The following is a 19,446-nucleotide window of genomic DNA, read 5'->3' on the forward strand; positions in this document are numbered from 1 at the left end:
TAAGAGAGTAATGGCTATCGAAATTAACGTACCGGACATCGGGGCAGACGAAGTTGAAGTCACCGAAATCCTGGTAAAGGTGGGCGACAAAGTTGAAGCTGAACAGTCGCTGATCACCGTGGAAGGCGATAAAGCCTCCATGGAAGTGCCTTCGCCGCAGGCGGGCGTGGTTAAAGAGATCAAAATCTCGACCGGCGACAAAGTAGAAACCGGCTCGCTGATTATGATTTTTGACGCAGAAGGTGCCGCAGAAGCGGCGCCAGCGCCAGCAGAAGAGAAGAAAGCGGAAGCCGCTCCTGCTCCAGCTGCTGCCGCTGCTGCGGTCAGCAAAGAAGTCAACGTACCGGACATCGGCGGCGACGAAGTTGAAGTCACTGAGATCCTGGTCAAAGTGGGCGACACCGTAACGGCTGAGCAGTCGTTGATCACCGTTGAAGGCGACAAAGCCTCAATGGAAGTCCCGGCACCGTTCGCGGGCGTGGTGAAAGAGATCAAAATCTCCACCGGCGACAAAGTGAACACCGGTTCACTGATCATGGTGTTCGAAGCAGAAGGCGCAGCGCCGGCGGCTGCTCCAGCAGCTAAACAGGAAGCGGCTCCAGCAGCAGCACCTCCGGCTTCTGGCGCTAAAGACGTCAACGTCCCAGACATTGGTGGCGACGAAGTTGAAGTTACCGAGATCCTGGTGAAAGTGGGCGACAAAGTCGCTGCTGAGCAATCCCTGATCGTGGTTGAAGGCGACAAAGCCTCAATGGAAGTGCCTGCACCGTTCGCCGGTACCGTGAAAGAGTTGAAAGTGTCGACTGGCGATAAAGTCAGCACCGGTAAACTGATCATGGTGTTCGAAGTGGAAGGCGCGGCACCGGCTGCGGCGCCTGCGGCTAAGCAGGAAGCGGCTCCAGCGGCAGAAGCCGCGAAACCGGCAGCGGCCCCAGCAGCAGCGAAAGCGGATGCGAAAGGCGAGTTCGCTGAGAACGATGCTTACGTACACGCGACGCCGGTGATTCGTCGTCTGGCGCGCGAGTTCGGTGTTAACCTGGCGAAAGTCAAAGGCACCGGCCGTAAAGGTCGCATCCTGAAAGAAGACGTGCAGACTTACGTCAAAGACGCGGTGAAACGCGCTGAAGCGGCTCCGGCTGCAGCAGCCAGCGGCGGAAGCCTGCCAGGTCTGTTGCCTTGGCCGAAAGTGGACTTCAGCAAGTTCGGCGAAATCGAAGAAGTTGAACTGGGCCGTATCCAGAAAATCTCCGGTGCCAACCTGAGCCGTAACTGGGTGGTGATCCCGCACGTTACACACTTCGACAAAACCGATATCACCGATCTGGAAGCGTTCCGCAAACAGCAGAATGCCGAAGCAGAGAAACGCAAACTGGATGTGAAATTCACGCCAGTGGTGTTCATCATGAAAGCCGTTGCCGCTGCTCTTGAGCAGATGCCACGCTTCAACAGTTCACTGTCTGAAGATGCACAGAAACTGACGCTGAAGAAATACATCAACATCGGTGTGGCGGTTGATACGCCAAACGGTCTGGTGGTTCCAGTGTTCAAAGATGTGAACAAGAAAGGCATCACTGAACTGTCCCGCGAGCTGATGGCGATTTCGAAGAAAGCGCGTGATGGCAAGCTGACCGCCGGCGACATGCAGGGCGGTTGCTTCACCATCTCCAGCCTTGGCGGCCTGGGCACCACGCACTTCGCGCCAATCGTCAACGCGCCGGAAGTGGCTATCCTCGGTGTTTCCAAGTCAGCGATGGAACCGGTGTGGAACGGTAAAGAGTTTGAGCCGCGTCTGATGATGCCGATCTCACTCTCCTTCGACCACCGCGTGATCGACGGTGCTGATGGTGCGCGCTTTATCACCATCATCAACAACACACTGTCCGACATTCGCCGTCTGGTGATGTGAAGTTAATCAAGGCCGGCGAAAGCCGGCCTTGTTGTAAGCATTCAATGTTGCCGCGGTTGGCAGTTTGTTAACAATTCTGTAAACTCTCGCGGTGAAATGTCCCGGCGGATATAGGGCATTAGAGCTTGGGAAAAGCTTTTTCCTGACTGCCGGTAATCAAACAAGAGGTCATGATGAGTACAGAGATTAAAACTCAAGTCGTGGTACTTGGGGCAGGTCCTGCAGGTTACTCTGCAGCCTTCCGTTGCGCTGATTTAGGTCTGGAAACCGTAATCGTTGAGCGTTACAGCACCCTCGGCGGTGTTTGTCTGAACGTAGGCTGTATCCCGTCAAAAGCGCTGCTGCACGTCGCCAAAGTGATCGACGAAGCAAAAGCCCTGGAAGAGCACGGTATCGTGTTTGGCCAGCCGCAAACTGACATCGACAAAATTCGTTCGTGGAAAGAGAAGGTGATCAACCAGCTCACTGGCGGCCTCGCGGGTATGGCGAAAGGTCGTAAAGTGAAAGTGGTGACTGGCCTCGGCAAATTCACCGGTGCTAACACGCTGGTGGTCGAAGGTGAAGGTGGCGCAACCACCATTAACTTCGATAACGCGATTATCGCGGCCGGTTCTCGTCCAATCGAACTGCCATTCATTCCGCACAACGATCCGCGCGTGTGGGACTCAACCGATGCGCTGGAACTGAAAGAAGTGCCAAAGCGTCTGCTGGTTATGGGCGGCGGCATCATCGGTCTGGAAATGGCCACCGTTTATAAAGCGCTGGGTTCAGAGATCGACGTGGTTGAGATGTTCGACCAGGTGATCCCGGCTGCCGATAAAGACGTAGTGAAAGTCTTTACCAAGCGTATCAGCAAGAAATTCAACCTGATGCTGGAAACCAAAGTGACCGCTGTTGAAGCGAAAGACGATGGTATCTACGTGTCGATGGAAGGTAAAAAAGCGCCAGCTGACGCACAGCGTTATGATGCGGTGCTGGTGGCGATTGGTCGCGTACCGAACGGTAAAGGCCTTGATGCGGGTAAAGCAGGCGTGGAAGTGGACGATCGCGGCTTTATCCGCGTCGACAAGCAGATGCGCACCAATGTACCGCACATCTACGCTATCGGTGACATCGTGGGTCAGCCGATGCTGGCGCACAAAGGTGTGCACGAAGGCCACGTAGCGGCGGAAGTGATCTCGGGTCTGAAGCACTACTTCGACCCGAAAGTGATCCCATCCATTGCTTACACCGAGCCAGAAGTTGCCTGGGTTGGTCTGACCGAGAAAGAAGCCAAAGAGAAAGGCATCAGCTACGAAGTGTCCACCTTCCCGTGGGCCGCTTCAGGCCGTGCTATCGCGTCTGATTGTGCAGACGGTATGACTAAACTGATTTTCGACAAAGAAACGCATCGTGTTATCGGTGGTGCGATTGTCGGCACCAACGGCGGCGAGCTGCTGGGTGAAATCGGTCTGGCGATTGAAATGGGCTGTGATGCCGAAGATATCGCTCTGACCATTCACGCGCACCCAACGCTGCATGAGTCTGTCGGCCTGGCTGCCGAAGTGTTCGAAGGTAGCATCACGGACCTGCCGAACCCTAAAGCGAAAAAGAAATAATTTTGCGCTTTGAATAAATTAACGGCTCCTTTAAGGAGCCGTTTTTTATTAGTGGTTCTATTTAAATAAAGAGATAAAAAAGGCGCGAGAGCTAACACATGCGCAATGCCGGAATAGCGGGAGCGAACTCCCGCTAGTGAAGTTTTACTGTTGTGCTTCGTAAGCCATAACAGCCGATAATTCAGCAGTGAATATCCGTAATCGTAATTCACAGAGTGAACTGCGATTAACCAGACACAATCCTAATAGAATGAGCCCGCTGATAATCAACTTGCTGAATATAGACTTCATAGTCACGTTCCTCTTGATTTAGCACGAGCAAGCGACTACCCTGACATTTCTCAGGTGTTAGGGTATGATGCTTGCCCGTGCGGTTAATGAAAGTTAACTGCACGGTTTTACGCTCCACAACCCACCTCAATCTTTTCAGCTTGAAGCAAGTTGCCTCAAGCGCCCGCAGGCAGTCTACGCCAAACTTCTTTTATTTCATCTTATATTTTAAATTATTTATAATTAATGGATTTTTATATTGTCTAATCATTTAAATAGATCGCGTAATGGATGTTTTTAATTATCTATTAATTTCTTTAAGCCAATCAATAAAATGCCTTAGCGGAGCAGAAAGATATTTACGGCTCGGATAGTAGAGCCAGAATCCTTCTTCTACCTGAGTGAAGTCCGCCAGTATTTCTACTAAGTCACCGCGAATTAAATCTTCCCGCACCGTACCTTGATGCAGAAAGGCAATGCCTACGCCCGCGCGGGCTGCCTGTAATATCCGCTCATTACTACCCTGCAGAATGCGCAGGCTCATAACCAGAAGTTAGTAAATCAACTTACCGAGATGGCTACAAGTTATGACGCGACGGCTGCCCAGCTAGCGTTAGCGTGGGTGCTGGCAAAAGGCGAGTTTATTGTGCCGATTCCCGGCGCCAGCAAAATCGCCCATCTGGAACAGAACTGTGCCGCCGCCGATTTAGCATTACGTCATGCGGATGTCGCCACGCTGGACGAGTTGTTTAGCGAGAAAAATATTCTGGGCGAACGCTATAACGACAGTGAATTCGTGCTGGTTGATCGTTAACACTCTTCTGCGTACATGAGAACAAGCAGGCTTTCATAGCCTGCTTTTTTATGTGATCCCGCTCAATTTGCAGATGAAGCTGCTAAAAAACGCACGAATGTTGCTTTTTTGTAAACAGATTAACAATCAGGCGAAATGCTGCTATGCTGCCCCACGCGGAACCGGGCACCTCACCCTACTGTTCGACAGCATCAAGGGGTGCACCGGAAAGCTATACAATGAGAGCGAGGAGAACGTCGTGCTAGAAGAATACCGTAAGCACGTTGCCGAGCGTGCTGCCCAGGGAATCGTACCTAAGCCGTTAGATGCTTCCCAAATGGCCGCGCTGGTTGAACTGCTGAAAAACCCGCCAGCGGGTGAAGAAGAATTCCTGACCGACCTGTTGGTCAACCGTGTCCCACCAGGTGTTGATGAAGCGGCGTACGTAAAAGCCGGTTTCCTGGCAGCTGTCACTAAGGGCGAAGCCCACTCTCCTCTGGTTACTCGCGAAAAAGCCGTTGAGCTGCTGGGCACCATGCAGGGCGGTTATAACATCCATGCGCTGATTGAAGCGTTAGAAGATGAAGCCTTAGCACCGATTGCTGCCGAAGCCCTGTCTCACACGCTGCTGATGTTCGATAACTTCTACGATGTCGAAGAGAAAGCCAAAGCGGGTAACCCACACGCGAAAAAAATTATCCAGTCCTGGGCCGATGCCGAATGGTTCCTGAAGCGTCCAAAACTGGCTGAAAAAATCACCACCACCGTGTTCAAAGTGACCGGCGAAACCAACACCGACGACCTCTCTCCGGCGCCGGATGCATGGTCACGTCCGGATATTCCACTGCACGCGCTGGCAATGCTGAAGAACGCCCGTGAAGGCATCGAACCCGACGATGCGGGTAACATTGGCCCGATCAAACAGATCGAAGCGCTGCAGACTAAAGGCTTCCCGCTAACCTACGTCGGTGACGTGGTCGGTACCGGTTCTTCGCGTAAATCCGCCACCAACTCGGTGCTGTGGTTTATGGGCGATGATATTCCGTACGTGCCGAACAAGAAGGGCGGCGGTCTGTGCCTCGGCGGTAAAATCGCTCCTATCTTCTTCAACACCATGGAAGATGCGGGCGCCTTGCCGATCGAGCTCGACGTTGATCGTCTGAACATGGGCGATGTCATCGACGTTTACCCGTACAAAGGCGAAGTGCGCAATCACGAAACCGATGAATTGCTGGCGACCTTCGAGCTGAAGACCGACGTGCTGCTGGACGAAGTCCGTGCTGGCGGTCGTATTCCGCTGATCATCGGTCGCGGCCTGACCACCAAAGCGCGCGAATCGCTGGGTCTGCCGCATAGCGATGTGTTCGTACAAGCCAAAGATGTGGCTGTTAGCACCCGCGGTTACTCGCTGGCGCAGAAAATGGTCGGCCGCGCGTGCGGCGTAGAGGGTGTCCGTCCGGGCTCATACTGCGAACCAAAAATGACCTCAGTGGGTTCTCAGGACACCACCGGTCCAATGACCCGTGATGAACTGAAAGACCTGGCGTGCCTCGGCTTCTCGGCTGACCTGGTGATGCAGTCATTCTGCCACACCGCCGCCTATCCGAAGCCGGTTGACGTGACCACGCACCATACGCTGCCAGACTTCATCATGAACCGTGGCGGCGTGTCGCTGCGTCCGGGCGATGGCGTTATCCATAGCTGGCTGAACCGTATGCTGCTGCCAGATACCGTTGGTACCGGCGGTGACTCACACACCCGTTTCCCAATCGGTATTTCCTTCCCGGCAGGCTCTGGTCTGGTGGCGTTTGCTGCTGCGACGGGCGTGATGCCGCTGGATATGCCGGAATCGGTGCTGGTGCGCTTCAAAGGCGAAATGCAGCCGGGTATCACCCTGCGCGATCTGGTACACGCCATCCCGCTGTATGCGATCAAAGCTGGCTTGCTGACCGTTGAGAAGAAAGGGAAGAAAAACATCTTCTCTGGCCGCGTGCTGGAAATCGAAGGTCTACCGAAACTGAAAGTTGAGCAGGCATTTGAGCTGACCGATGCCTCGGCTGAGCGCTCTGCTGCCGGCTGTACCATCAAGCTGGATAAAGAGCCGATCATCGAGTATCTCAACTCGAACATCGTGCTGCTGAAGTGGATGATCTCGGAAGGCTACGGCGATCGTCGTACGCTGGAGCGCCGCATTGAAGGCATGCAGAAATGGCTGGCCGATCCGCAACTGCTGGAAGGCGATGCGGATGCTGAATACGCGGCGGTGATCGATATCGATCTGGCCGAGATCAAAGAGCCAATTCTGTGCGCACCGAACGATCCAGACGACGCGCGTTGGTTGTCTGACGTGCAGGGTGAGAAGATTGACGAAGTGTTCATCGGTTCGTGCATGACCAACATCGGTCACTTCCGCGCGGCCGGTAAGCTGCTGGATGCCCATAAAGGCCAGCTGCCAACCCGTCTGTGGGTTGCGCCGCCAACCAAAATGGACGCCGCACAGCTGACCGAAGAGGGCTATTACAGCGTCTTTGGTAAGAGCGGTGCGCGTATCGAAATTCCGGGCTGTTCACTGTGCATGGGTAACCAGGCGCGTGTGGCAGACGGCGCGACGGTGGTTTCCACCTCAACCCGTAACTTCCCGAACCGTCTGGGTACCGGTGCGAACGTCTTCCTGGCGTCAGCGGAACTGGCGGCGGTCGCTTCGCTGCTTGGCAAGCTGCCAACGCCGGACGAGTATCAGCAGTTCATGCTGCAGGTTGATAAGACCGCGGCTGACACGTATCGCTACCTCAACTTTGATCAGCTGGGACAATACACTGACAAAGCCGACACAGTGATCTTCCAGACTGCCGTTTAATCGGTTATCGGGATGAACAAGGGGACGATGAAAATCGTCCCTTTTTTTATGCCCTTTTTTCCGCTGACATCTCCAGGCATAATGCGAGCGCGATCCCACTTTATTCAGCGTGCTGCGCACAAAATGCACTAACACTGTGCTGCACAGCGCGTCATCAGTATGAGGCAATCATGGAATATGAATTTCTGCGTGATTTGACCGGTCAGGTCAAAGTGCGTATGTCGATGGACCACGAAGCGGTGGGGCACTGGTTCAACGAAGAGGTCAAAGACAATCTGCCGTTGCTGGATGAAGTTGAGGCCGCCGCCCAACAGGTGAAAGGCACCATCAATCAGTGGCAGCGTGTCGGGCATGAATACACGCTGTGGCTGGATGATGAAGAGGTGATGATTCGTGCCAACCAGCTGGCGCTGGAAGATGACGGCATGGAAGAGGGCATGACTTATTACGACGAAGAGAGCCTCTCTTTCTGTGGCGTCGACGATTTTCTCGCAGTGATTGCCGCTTATCGGCTGTTTATTGCCGGTAAATAACTAAACAGTAAGGTCGCCATCGATGGCGACCCAGACGATTACCGCGCCGCGCCACTTGCCACGGAATGCGCATGCGTCACCTGTTCCTCATCGACGATAGGTTCAACTTTACCCATCAGGAACAGATAGTTAAGAATGCCAATAAGCACCAGCACCGCCGAGAACACCAGCGCCCAGGTAAAGTGGCCGGTTGCGCCAACAATCGCGCCGGTAATGATCGGCCCCACCGCGCCGCCCATGTTTGAAACGGTATTCTGCAGCCCCGCCACAATCGACACGCTGTTTTGCGGTGCCACATCGCCCGGCAAGGCCCACACTTGTGATGCCGCCACGGTGGTGCCGGATTTGGCGATACACAGCAGCAGCACGGTCATAAACACCGAATCGGTGAACGGGGCAAATCCGATACACAGCGCCATCAGCAGGCCGATGGTGAGAAACAGTTTGCGTGTAGCGGTCAGCGACAGCACTTTGTTATGCACCATGCGATCCGATGCCCAACCCGCCAGCACTTCAATCACCATGCCACAGATCAGCGGCAGCGCAGCCACCATCCCCATTTTGAGGAAATCCATGCCTTTATCTTTCACCAGATAGGTCGGCAACCAGGTAATAAAGAAATAGGAGGTGTAGTTGATGGTGAAAAAGCCAATGCACATTGCCCAGATATTGCGGTAGCGCAGCAGCTTGTACCACTTCATCGGCCGCACGCTTTTGTCGCCGTGCTTTTGCATCTGGCCATTACGGATGAAGCGCACTTCTTGCTGGCTTATCGACTTATGATCTTCCGGATTCTCGGCGTAGATAAAGTACCAGGCAATCACCCAGAACAAGCCCAGCGCACCTATAGCGAGGAAGGTCAGACGCCAGTCGAACAGGGCGATCATAAAGACGATCAGCGGCATGGCCACCGCACCACCAAATTTGGAGGCACTGTCGAACAGGCCAGAAACCGTGGCGCGTTCGCGATCCGGGAACCAGCGCGCGGTAATGCCCGCGTTGCTGGGATAGGCGGCGGCCTCACCGACACCGAGTGCTAAACGCAGCGCCAGCAGCGATTTAAAGCCGGTCGCCAGTCCCATCGCCATGGTGGCGATCGACCACCAGCCGACGGCGATACCAAGCCCTTTTTTCTGGCCGAAGCGATCGGCAAACCAGCCCGCCGGGATCTGCAACAGCGCATAAGACCAGAAGAACGCCGCCATGATGAAGCCCATCATTTCAGGATTGATATCGAGTTCTTTGATCAGATGCGGAGCCGCTGCCGAGAGAACGGTGCGGTCAATGTAGTTAATGGCGATGGCCAGCCACATCAGGCCAGCAATCCACCAACGGATACGACTCGAGCGCGCAGAGTTAGTCATAGTAATTATCCACTCGAAAAAGGTTACAGGATAAGGCGGCGTGTTATTCCAGCCCGTTCATCACGTTGATTGGGCGTTCGCCCTGTTGAATGCACTGCACAATTTGCGTCACGCAGCGTTCACCAATCGCGCTGATCGCACCGTCGGTGTAACCGGCGATATGCGAAGTGGGAATGAAGTTGCTGAGCGTGAACAGCGGATGCTCGGTCAGCGGTTCCTGCACAAACACGTCAGCCGCTGCTCCGGCGATCACGTTATCCAGCAGCGCCTGATAAAGATCCTGCTCATTCACTACGCCGCCGCGTGAGGCATTAATCAGGAAGGCATTTTTCTTCATGCGTTTGAGGCGCGCGGCATTAAACAGATTCTGCGTTTTGTCGGTAAGCGGCATGTGCAGAGTGATAAAATCGCTGGTTTCGGTCAGCTGATCCAGCGTGACGAAGTCGATGCCGTGTTCAGCAGCAAACGGCTCATCAGGATAAAAATCAAATGCGATCACCCGCATGTTGAAACCTCTGGCGCGCAGCGCGACCTGCTTACCAATATTGCCCAGCCCGATGATGCCCAGTGTTTTACCGTACACGTCGGTGGCAAAAATACGCGGCCAGCTGCCCGCTCGGGTTTCGATGGCGGCTTGGGTGATCTGACGCGCGCTGTTAAGGATCAAAGCAAAGGCGAAATCAGCGACAGCATGTTTATTGGCATCCGGCACGTTGGTGACGTAAATCCCGCGTGCACGCGTGGCATCCAGATTGATGTTGTCGACGCCAACGCCGTGCTTACAGACGATTTTCAGCTGCGGTGCTAACGCCAGCAGCTCTTCGTTGATGTCGGTAAAAGCCACGATCAGCGCCACGGTGTCCGCCAGATGCGGCTGGAGTGCGCTCAGCGGCGCATCGGCGGGCAGCGTGATCAGCTCAAAACCGTGCTGTTGCAGCGTGGTTATCGGCGTCGCGTCATATTTTGCAAACGACGGTGAGGTACAGATGACTTTCATAATTCTTCCCGATGTTGAAAAAAACAGATAACAGCCGATGCCAGGGTCGCCATTGATGGCGATCTGGCTGGCTGCTCACCTGAAAATTACTGCAAATACTGATTCACAATCTGGCGGATTTTCTGCTCTTCTTCGGCAGAGAAACTCACCGCGTAGCGGCTGTCACCAACCTCAAAACCAAGCAGCGTCACCGCTTTTTTCACTGCGGCGGGAGAGAAGCCGACGCTATACAGATCGGTGCGCAGACCAGTCACATTCTCTTGCGCCAGGCGCGAACCTTCGATATCGCCGGCATGGAAGCGCGCCCAAATCGCGTTGATCTCTTTAGGCGCCACGTTAGCAAGGCCAGAAATACAGGCCGAACAGCCGTCGACAAAGCCCTGATGGATCAGCGAATCCGGGCCGTTCAGCACATCAAAACTGTTGATGCCTGCAGCCGCTTGCAGAAAGCCGCTCAGGCTCTCATAGCTGCCGGCGCTGTCTTTGATACCGATGATGTTTGGGTGTGCGGCCAGCGTGCGTACGGTTTCCGGTTGCAGCGTGTTGCCGGTGCGCGCCGGAATGTTGTAAAGGAACAGCGGCACGTCGATGGCGTCAGCCACCGCGCGATAGTGGGCAATCAGCTCTTCCTGCTTTAGCGGCACGAAATAGGGTGTGATGACCGAAACCGCATCCACGCCCAGCTTCGCCACTTGTTTCCCAAGGCGAATGGTTTCACGCGTGGAGATCTCGCCAATGTGCGCCACCACCGGTGCGCTGCCGTTCACTTCATCAACGCAGGTCTGCGTTACCGCCAGCTTCTCCTGTTCGTTCAGCACGAAGAATTCGCCGTTGGTGCCGCCGCAAAAGATACCGTTGCCGGCGCTTAACTGGCGTTGTACCTGCTCGCGCTGGGCGGCTGGGTTGAATGCGCCGTCGCGATCGAAGGTGGTGACGATGGCGGTTAATACGCCCTGAATTTTCTTACTCATGGTGTCCTCAATAATCCTTAGTAATTCAAAGCCGGAAACAGCGTCAGATAGACGTTTCGTACGTCATCGGCGCCCACTTTCATCGGTACATTCTTCATCAGGCGCTGCACGTCGAGCGCGGCTTCCACCAGATACGGCAGATGATCCGGGCCGATACCCAGCTCTTCCAGGCTGGCGGGCAGCTTCAGGCGCTTCACCAGTGCGGCAAAATACGCCACCAGCGCGTGGGATTTGGCTTCGTCGTCCAGCGTGATATCGGCATCCGGCAGCAGATCGTAAACCTGAGCGAATTTGCTCACCGCCGCCGGTCGTACAAAGCGCATGCAGGGCGCAAGGAGAATGGCGTTGGCGACACCGTGCGGCAGGTGATATTTGCCGCCCAGCGGATAAGACATGGCGTGCACCAGATGCGTACCGGCATGCGCAATGGACGCGCCACCATAATAAGATGCCCACAGCATATTCAGGCGCGCTTCGAGATTGTCGGGTTCGGCGATAGTGGTTTCGAGGCTGGCAAACAGCTTTTTCATGCCGATCAGCGCATAGTTATCGCTCACCGGGTTCGCCACGGTCGCGGTAAAGCACTCAATCAAATGGCACAGCGCATCGATACCGGTGGAAGAGGCGATGTGCGGTGGCATGCTGGTGGTGAGTTCTGGCACCAGCGCGACATAATCTGGCAGCATCACTGGCGTGATAATGCCGACTTTGGTCTCTTTCTCGGGGATCGCCAGAATCGCGTTGGGCGTGGCTTCCGAGCCAGTACCTGCGGTGGTCGGAATCAGTAGCGAAGTGGTGCGCGTGTGCGGCTTCTCACCAGCCAGTAACGCCTCCAGCGTCGGCGCATCTTCGACACATAGAATCGACAGCAGCTTAGCGACATCCAGTACGCTACCACCGCCGATGCCAATCACCAGATCCACATCGGTGCTCGGCAGCGCGGCGACAATGGCTGCTACATCGTGCTGGCTAGGCTCTGGCGGCACCGTGTTGACGATGCTCAGGCTGGCAATCTGCTGCGTGAGCTGGGCGATCAGCTTTTGTACCGCCGGAATGCCTTCAATATTTTTATCGGTCACCAGCAGCGCTTTGTCTTTACCTTGCAGTAAATAGCTGAGGTCATTAAGCGCCTGAAAGCCACTGATCACGGTGCTGTTGATATTCATCTCTTACCCTTACGTTTTTTGCGCGGAATGATTGATTTTGCTCAATCGCCGCGAGTTCCATCACTGCCGTGTCTAATTTTATAGGACAAATTGATTTCGATTAATTTGATCTTGCTCACATATAATCAATCATGATTGAATATAATCATTGCAGCCCGGCAGCGGCCGGAAGAGGAGAAAGCATGACTTCACAGCCATGGAAAACGCCAGTCTTAGTGATTGCCGATGACTTTACCGGCGCCAATGACGCGGGCAGCGGGCTGGCACAAGCCGGGGCGCGTGTGCATGTGCTGTTTGAGAGCAGCACGCCACACGACGCTGGTGCTGCCGATGTGCTGGTGATCAGCACCGATAGCCGTGCAACCAGCGCACAAGAAGCGGCCCAACGCACGCGAGCTGCCATTGAGCAACATCAGGCCATCGCTAACGACGGTTGGTTATTTAAGAAGATCGATTCCACGCTGCGCGGCAATCCCGGCGCGGAGATCGAAGCCGCGATGCAGGCCAGCGGTAAAACATTAGCCTTAGTGGTGCCGGCGGTGCCAAAGCTCGGACGCACCACGCGTGCGGGTGACGTGTGGATCCATCAGCAGCGTTTGATCGACAGCGAATTCGCCAGCGATCCCAAAACGCCGGTCACCAGCGGCCATGTGCTGACGTGTCTGCAGATGCAGAGCACATTGCCGGGTGAAACCCTCGATCTCGCCACGCTGCGCAGCGATCAACTGGCGCAGGTGCTGGCCAGCAAGCAAGGTTTGCTGGTGGTGGATATCGAGCAGGACGCCGACATTGCCTTGTTGGTGGCCGCGGCAGCCACGCTGGAGACGCGTCCGTTGTTGGCCGGAGCGTCCGGGCTCAGCGATGCGCTCGGCGCGTTGCTAGCAGCACGTCAGTCGCGTCCGGTGCTGGCGGTGGTCGGTTCGATGAGCGCCATTGCGCAGCAGCAGATTGCACGCCTCGCCAGCCAGCGTGACATCCGCATTATCGACATTGATATCCGTCAGCTGTTTGCCCAACCGGCCTGGCCGCAGGCTGAACGGTGGCAGCAAGAGATGCAGCAGGCGCTGCACGACGGCGCGCATTGCGTGGTACGCACTACCCAACATGCCGGGCAGCGTCATGAGATTGCGCAGTTGTGCCAACAGCATCAGGTTTCTCGTCAGCTATTGGGCGAACGCATCTGCCAGTTTCTCGCGCAGTTAACCCGCCGCGTGTGCCGCGAGGTGCAGCCTGCAGGGCTTTATCTCTCTGGCGGCGATGTGGCGATTGCCGTGGCACAGGCATCAGGTGCCCGCGGTTTTCAGATTCAGGGCCTTGTGGCGGGCTGCGTGCCGCACGGGATTTTGCTTAACAGTGAATTACACCTGCCGGTGATGACCAAAGCAGGTGGCTTTGGTGATGAAAACACCCTGGTAGAAGCCATTCGTTTTATTGAGGAGAAGTCGAGTGAGTAAAATTATTGCGATTACCATGGGCGATCCGGCGGGCATCGGCCCGGAGATCATCATTAAAGCGCTGGCAGAAGGTGAGTTAGCGGGCGCGCCTGCCGTCGTGGTCGGTTGCGCTAACACGCTGCGTCGGGTAATGGGATTACATGTCACGCCGCAGGCTGAACTGCGCGTGCTCGACCAGGTCAAGGATGCGCATTTCGCGCCCGGCATGATCAACGTAATTGATGAGCCGCTGGCGGATGCCGCCGCGCTGCAGCCTGGCGTGGTGCAGAAAGCAGCGGGTGATTTGGCCTGGCGTTGCGTTAAACGCGCCACCGAACTGGCGCTGGCTGGCGACGTGCAGGCGATCGCCACCGCACCGTTAAATAAAGAGGCGCTGCACTCGGCGGGTCATATCTATCCCGGCCACACCGAACTGCTGGCGCAACTGACCAACACCAAAAATTACGCCATGGTGCTCTACACCGATAAGCTGAAAGTGATTCACGTCACCACGCATATTGCGCTGCGTAAGTTCCTCGATACCTTAAACGGCGAGCGCATTCAAACGGTGATCGGCATGGCCGACAGCTTCCTGCGCCGCGTCGGTTTCGACCAGCCGCGCATCGCGGTGGCAGGCGTTAATCCGCATGCCGGTGAAAACGGTCTGTTTGGTGATGAAGAGATCACCATCGTCGCGCCTGCCATTAACGCCATGAAAGCGCAGGGCATTGATGTCAGTGGCCCGTGTCCGCCCGATACCGTGTTCCTGCAGTGTCAGGAAGGACAGTACGATATGGTGGTAGCGATGTACCACGATCAAGGCCATATCCCGCTGAAATTACTAGGCTTTTACGATGGTGTTAACATCACTGCGGGCCTGCCGTTTATCCGCACCTCGGCGGACCACGGCACCGCGTTTGATATCGCCTGGACAGGTAAAGCGAACTCTGCGAGCATGGCGATCTCCATTAAACTCGCGATGCAGCTTGCATAGGGAAATATGAAGGGACAAAGCCGTCTCGACCAGATTATGGATTATCTGAAGAGCCATAATTTGGTCACTGTTGAACAACTGGTGAGCGCAATTTCCGCCTCGCCAGCGACGATCCGCCGCGATCTGATCAAGCTGGATAAAGAGGGCGTTATCAGCCGCAGCCACGGCGGCGTTACGCTGAATCGCTTTATCCCCAATCAGCCGACCACGCTGGAGAAGATGCAGCGTAATCTCGCCGAGAAGCAGGCCATCGCGCAGTTTGCCGCCAGCTACGTGCAGTCGGGTGATGCGGTGGTGCTGGATGCCGGCACCACCATGCTGGAGCTGGCGCGCCAGCTGACGCACCTCAAGCTGCGGGTCATCACCGCCGATCTGCATATCGCGCTGTTTCTGTCGGAGTTTAAGCAAATCGAAACCACCATTATTGGTGGACGCATCGACGATTCCAGCCAGTCGTGCATTGGCGAACATGGTCGCCGTTTGCTGCGCAGCATCAATCCTGATATTGCCTTTGTCAGCTGCAACTCGTGGAGCATCGAACGCGGGATTACCACGCCAACCGAAGAGAAAGCCGGATTGAAGATGGATCTGCTGGCCAACGCGCGCCGCCGCGTTCTGCTGGCTGACAGCAGTAAATACGGTTCATGGTCGCTGTATTGCGCCGCGCCGATTGATAGCCTGACTGATGTGGTGACGGATGCACGTCTGGATGAAGCGGTGTGCCGCGACCTGCGCGAGCGGGGTATTGGATTGGAGTTGACGGTTTAGATTTAGATTGAGATTGTGCTGGCTGTCCCCCATCCCGGCCTTCCCCCGCCAGCGGGGGAAGGAGACGCTGCCACATGCAACCTCGGAGCTGCATATTGCAGCATCTTCCTCCCCCACTTGTGGGGGAGGACCGAGGAGGGGGACAGCCAGCACCAACCGAGGAGGGGGACAGCGAGCACCAACCAAGGAGGGGGGCAGCAAGCACCAACCGAGGAGGACAGCCAGCACCAACCTGCGGGCAATGATTACTTAACGTAAGCCAGCAAACTCAACGAATCGCGCGCCAGCGACTTACACTTCTTGTCGTTGGTAATGGCGATACCGCTCAAATCCTTGTAGCTCTCTTCGCCCAGCGACTTCATGTTGTAATTGCTGTAGTTGCTTAAATCCCAACGGTTCTGTTGGGCGAAAAACACCAGTGCTTTACGAATCTGTGCGTCCGGCAAATCCTGATAGCCACAATCGTTCTTGAGATAAACGAACACGGCGGTGAGGTCGGCCAGATCTTCTGCTTCGGATTCGCTCAGGGCAAAACTGGTGGAGGAGAAGCCAAGGAGTCCCGCCAGCAGCAGGATCTTGATGCTTTTCGTCATAATCATTCTCAACAAGGGACAATTTATTGACGTTAGCACAGTTATTGCCGCTATTCCGCTAAATTTGCCCTTTCGGGCCATTCCCACCCTTTTTATCAGTGCAATCTGTTTCAGGGCTTGACCCTCCCGCAGGGTAAAGGTTTACGCTGTGCCCTTATTCACGACAAGGATAAGAATATGCAACGTCGTCATTTTCTAAAGTTGACTGCCGCACTCAGCGCCGCCGGTGCGCTGCCGCTGTGGAGCCGCTCACTAATGGCCGCCACGCGCCCATTATTACCGATTCCCTCCATTTTGCAGCCTGATGCCCGCGGGCAATACACCTTGACCGCCATGACCGGTAGCAGCCAATGGAATGGCAAAGCGGTGCCTACCTGGGGATACAACGGTGGATTGCTCGGACCCGCGCTGCGTCTGCAACGCGAAAAAGCCGTCACGGTGAATATCCATAATCAACTGCCGGAAGCCACCACCTTGCACTGGCACGGGCTGGAGATCCCCGGCGATGTTGATGGCGGCCCGCAAGGGATTATTGCGCCCGGCGCGACGCGTCAGGTCAGTTTCACCCCTGATCAACCCGCAGCGACCTGCTGGTTCCATCCGCATCACCACGGCAAAACCGGTTATCAGGTGGCGCAAGGTCTGGCGGGTTTGGTGCTGCTGGAAGATGAAGCGTCCGGCAAGCTGCGTTTGCCGATGCAGTGGGGCGAAGACGATGTGCCGCTGATTTTCCAGGATAAGCAGCTGAATAAAGCGGGAACGCAAATCGATTATCAGCTCGATATCATGCGCGCCGCCGTCGGCTGGTTTGGCGACATGATGCTCACCAACGGCGTGCAATATCCGCAGCATGCGGTGCCACGCGGCTGGCTGCGTCTGCGTTTGCTTAACGGCTGTAACGCGCGTTCGCTGCATATCGCCACCAGCGATCAACGTCCGCTGTATGTGATTGGCAGCGACGGTGGGTTGCTGGCCGAGCCGGTGAAAGTCGATAGCTTGCCGCTGCTGCCGGGCGAGCGTTTTGAAGTGCTGGTGGATACGTCAGATGGCAAAGCCTTCGACGTGGTAACGTTGCCGGTGACGCAAATGGGCATGACGCTGGCACCGTTTGACCAACCGCTGCCGCTGGTCAACATTCTGCCGCTACGCGTGATGGCCAGCGGTACGCTGCCGGACAAGCTGGTGGATCTGCCGCCCATTCCCGCCACCGAAGGCCTGCAAAGCCGCTGGCTGCAGCTGATGATGGATCCGCAGCTTGATCAGCAAGGTATGCAGGCGCTGATGGATCGTTACGGCGATAAAGCCATGGGCGGCATGAAAATGGATCATGGCAACATGGCGATGAGTGATAGCGCGAAGCCGATGGATCATGGCGATATGGCGATGGATCACGGCAGCCACGGCAAAACTGCCGCCTATGATTTCCATAATGGCAACAAGATCAATGGTCAGGCATTTAATATGACCAAGCCGATGTTCAACGTGGAGTTGGGCAAAGTGGAGAAGTGGACGATTTCCGGTGAAGGCGATCACATGCTGCATCCGTTCCACATTCACGGCACGCAGTTCCGCATCCTGTCAGAAAACGGCAAGCCGCCTGCGGCGCATCGCGCAGGCTGGAAGGACATCGTCAGCGTTAACGGCTGGCGCAGCGAAGTGCTGGTGCGCTTCAACTATGTCGCTAATGCCGACAATGCGTACATGGCGCATTGCCATCTGCTGGAGCATGAAGATACCGGCATGATGCTCGGTTTTAGCGTCAGTTAACCGACGCCTCCAGTGCCAGGCGGATATCTTCGATCAGGTCGTCAGGATGTTCGATACCAATCGACAAGCGCACGGTCGCATCGGTGATGCCAATACGCTGTCGCACATCCTGCGGCACGCCCGAATGGGTGGTGCTGGCGGGATGGCTGGCAAGCGATTCGGTGCCGCCGAGGCTCACCGCCAGCTTGAACAGTTCCAGCGTATTGAGGAAACGGAACGCCGCCGCTTGCCCGCCACGAATATCAAACGAGAAGGTTGAACCCGCGCCGCTGCACTGGCGCTGATACGTTTTGCCCGCCGGACTTTCTGCCGCCAGATACGGCAGCCAATGCAGTTTTTCCACCTGCGGATGATCGCGTAAAAACGCCGCCACGTTTTCGGCATTGCTGGTGGCTTTCTCCATACGCAGCGACAGCGTTTCCAGCGAGCGGCCAATCATCCAGCTGGAGTGCGGATCCAGCTGCGTGCCGATGGCGCTGCGCAGCGAACGCACTTTGCCGATCAACGCTTTGCTACCCAGCACCGCACCGGCAATCAAGTCCGAGTGGCCGCCGACATATTTGGTCAGTGAATAGAGCGACAAATCTGCGCCATGCTGCAACGGATGTTGAAACACCGGCCCGAGCAGCGTGTTATCGCAGGCAAGAATCGGCCGCGAACCTTGCTGCTGCGCAATCACATCCGCCACCTGCTGCATCAACTGAATGTCTACCAGGCTGTTGGTGGGATTGGCGGGCGTTTCAATCAGGATCAGCGCTACGCGTCCGCGCTGCCACGCCAGCTTCGCCGCTTCATGCACCTTATCTTCATCGGTGCCATCGCTGAAACCCACCGCTTTGATCTCCAAATCGTGCAGCGTTTTGCTCAGCAGCGTTTCGGTGCCGCCGTACAGCGGCTGGGAATGCAGAATCACTTCACCCGGACGCGCAAACGTCAGCAGCGTGGTGGCAATCGCCGACATCCCGGAAGAGAACAGCGCCGCGCTTTCCGCGCCTTCATACACCGCCAGCCGATCTTCTACGATTTCGCTGTTGGGATGATTGAAGCGTGAATAGACCAGCCCACCAGTTTTGCCTTCCGGCGGCTGCTTGCGCCCGGCGACGAAATCGAAAAAGTCCTGTCCCTCTTCGGCGCTGTTAAACACAAAAGTGGAGGTGAGAAACACCGGCGGTTTCACCGCGCCTTCCGATAACTGCGGATCGTAACCGTAATTCAGCATCTGCGTTTCCGGGTGCAGATCGCGCGTACCAATCTTGGTTTTTTTACTGGATGAAGCGGTCATAGGAACTCCAGAACTCGGCGGTAAAGGGGCGGACGTGTTCCTACAGTTAACGCCAGCGCGATAAATTTCGCCACGGAATCGTTTGCGTTCTGTGCGCGGCGTTAGACGCTGGCTCGTCTATGATAGACTTCGTGGCTTTCCAAAAACCGTAACT

General features: G+C 55.8%; 17 protein-coding genes. 9 read left to right on the top strand and 8 right to left on the bottom strand.

Translation table 11 applies throughout. The annotated features are described in order from the left end of the window. Positions 1–10 precede the first annotated feature (10 nt). Both aceF and lpdA read left to right on the top strand, forming a co-directional pair. A complete protein-coding gene (gene aceF, locus ACFQW4_RS15755; RefSeq protein ID WP_377726121.1) occupies positions 11–1,906 on the top strand; it encodes a pyruvate dehydrogenase complex dihydrolipoyllysine-residue acetyltransferase in 1,896 nt (631 codons plus the stop codon). A gap of 173 nt (positions 1,907–2,079) precedes the next feature. Further along, entirely contained in the window at positions 2,080–3,504 is a 1,425-nt protein-coding gene (gene lpdA / locus ACFQW4_RS15760) for a dihydrolipoyl dehydrogenase (protein ID WP_008108560.1), read from the top strand. Positions 3,505–3,648: 144 nt separating this feature from the next. Here lpdA and ACFQW4_RS15765 read toward each other — a convergent pair whose 3' ends face one another. Beyond that, complete coding sequence (locus ACFQW4_RS15765; RefSeq protein WP_137385164.1) at positions 3,649–3,795, bottom strand: Hok/Gef family protein; 147 nt, start codon at positions 3,793–3,795, stop codon at positions 3,649–3,651. Positions 3,796–4,075: 280 nt separating this feature from the next. Further along, on the bottom strand, positions 4,076–4,318 hold the full coding sequence (locus ACFQW4_RS15770; protein WP_377726124.1) for a LysR substrate-binding domain-containing protein: 243 nt from the start codon (positions 4,316–4,318) through the stop codon (positions 4,076–4,078). A gap of 30 nt (positions 4,319–4,348) precedes the next feature. Here ACFQW4_RS15770 and ACFQW4_RS15775 point away from each other — a divergent pair, with 30 nt between their 5' ends. The 3 genes from ACFQW4_RS15775 to yacL all read left to right on the top strand — a co-directional run bounded on the left by ACFQW4_RS15775 (position 4,349) and on the right by yacL (position 7,957). Further along, positions 4,349–4,588, top strand: a complete 240-nt coding sequence (locus tag ACFQW4_RS15775) for an aldo/keto reductase (RefSeq protein ID WP_377726126.1) — start codon at positions 4,349–4,351, stop codon at positions 4,586–4,588. A 238-nt stretch (positions 4,589–4,826) separates the two neighbouring features. Next, a complete protein-coding gene (gene acnB, locus ACFQW4_RS15780; protein ID WP_101762089.1) occupies positions 4,827–7,424 on the top strand; it encodes a bifunctional aconitate hydratase 2/2-methylisocitrate dehydratase in 2,598 nt (865 codons plus the stop codon). Between the two features lie 170 nt (positions 7,425–7,594). Next, positions 7,595–7,957 carry a protein YacL gene (gene yacL, locus ACFQW4_RS15785; protein WP_101762088.1) on the top strand — a complete coding sequence of 121 codons (363 nt, stop codon included), beginning with the start codon at positions 7,595–7,597 and terminating at the stop codon, positions 7,955–7,957. A 38-nt stretch (positions 7,958–7,995) separates the two neighbouring features. Here the strand turns inward: yacL and ACFQW4_RS15790 are convergent, their stop codons facing one another. The 4 genes from ACFQW4_RS15790 to ACFQW4_RS15805 all read right to left on the bottom strand — a co-directional run bounded on the left by ACFQW4_RS15790 (position 7,996) and on the right by ACFQW4_RS15805 (position 12,455). Next, positions 7,996–9,321 (bottom strand): MFS transporter, encoded by a 1,326-nt coding sequence (locus ACFQW4_RS15790; RefSeq protein WP_377726129.1) that lies wholly within the window; start codon positions 9,319–9,321, stop codon positions 7,996–7,998. Positions 9,322–9,364: 43 nt separating this feature from the next. Next, positions 9,365–10,318, bottom strand: coding sequence for a phosphoglycerate dehydrogenase (locus ACFQW4_RS15795; RefSeq protein WP_192235700.1), 954 nt, complete (start codon positions 10,316–10,318; stop codon positions 9,365–9,367). Between the two features lie 86 nt (positions 10,319–10,404). Continuing rightward, positions 10,405–11,289, bottom strand: a complete 885-nt coding sequence (locus ACFQW4_RS15800) for a dihydrodipicolinate synthase family protein (RefSeq protein ID WP_192235698.1) — start codon at positions 11,287–11,289, stop codon at positions 10,405–10,407. A 17-nt stretch (positions 11,290–11,306) separates the two neighbouring features. Next, complete coding sequence (locus ACFQW4_RS15805) at positions 11,307–12,455, bottom strand: iron-containing alcohol dehydrogenase (protein WP_350261537.1); 1,149 nt, start codon at positions 12,453–12,455, stop codon at positions 11,307–11,309. A gap of 182 nt (positions 12,456–12,637) precedes the next feature. Here ACFQW4_RS15805 and ACFQW4_RS15810 point away from each other — a divergent pair, with 182 nt between their 5' ends. From ACFQW4_RS15810 to ACFQW4_RS15820, 3 genes are read left to right on the top strand one after another with little or no spacing between them, the layout of a single operon-like run. Further along, a complete protein-coding gene (locus ACFQW4_RS15810) occupies positions 12,638–13,909 on the top strand; it encodes a four-carbon acid sugar kinase family protein (protein WP_377726132.1) in 1,272 nt (423 codons plus the stop codon). After that, positions 13,902–14,882: a D-threonate 4-phosphate dehydrogenase gene (locus ACFQW4_RS15815; protein WP_217549079.1), complete on the top strand. Its 981-nt coding sequence runs from the start codon at positions 13,902–13,904 to the stop codon at positions 14,880–14,882. Before ACFQW4_RS15810 ends, ACFQW4_RS15815 begins: the two co-directional genes overlap by 8 nt. Positions 14,883–14,888: 6 nt before the next feature. Next, positions 14,889–15,650, top strand: a complete 762-nt coding sequence (locus ACFQW4_RS15820) for a DeoR/GlpR family DNA-binding transcription regulator (protein ID WP_101762081.1) — start codon at positions 14,889–14,891, stop codon at positions 15,648–15,650. Positions 15,651–15,895: 245 nt separating this feature from the next. Here the strand turns inward: ACFQW4_RS15820 and ACFQW4_RS15825 are convergent, their stop codons facing one another. Continuing rightward, entirely contained in the window at positions 15,896–16,243 is a 348-nt protein-coding gene (locus ACFQW4_RS15825) for a YacC family pilotin-like protein (RefSeq protein ID WP_007888732.1), read from the bottom strand. 177 nt (positions 16,244–16,420) lie between these two features. Between ACFQW4_RS15825 and cueO the strand changes: the two genes are divergently transcribed. Beyond that, complete coding sequence (gene cueO, locus ACFQW4_RS15830; protein ID WP_377726135.1) at positions 16,421–18,010, top strand: multicopper oxidase CueO; 1,590 nt, start codon at positions 16,421–16,423, stop codon at positions 18,008–18,010. Here cueO and ACFQW4_RS15835 read toward each other — a convergent pair. Further along, on the bottom strand, positions 18,003–19,292 hold the full coding sequence (locus tag ACFQW4_RS15835) for a cystathionine gamma-synthase family protein (protein ID WP_377726137.1): 1,290 nt from the start codon (positions 19,290–19,292) through the stop codon (positions 18,003–18,005). The two genes, cueO and ACFQW4_RS15835, sit on opposite strands and share 8 nt — an antisense overlap. Positions 19,293–19,446 lie beyond the last annotated feature (154 nt).

The organism is Pantoea sp. GCM10028869 (assembly GCF_042666835.1).
GTDB classification, from domain to species: domain Bacteria; phylum Pseudomonadota; class Gammaproteobacteria; order Enterobacterales; family Enterobacteriaceae; genus Pantoea; species Pantoea leporis.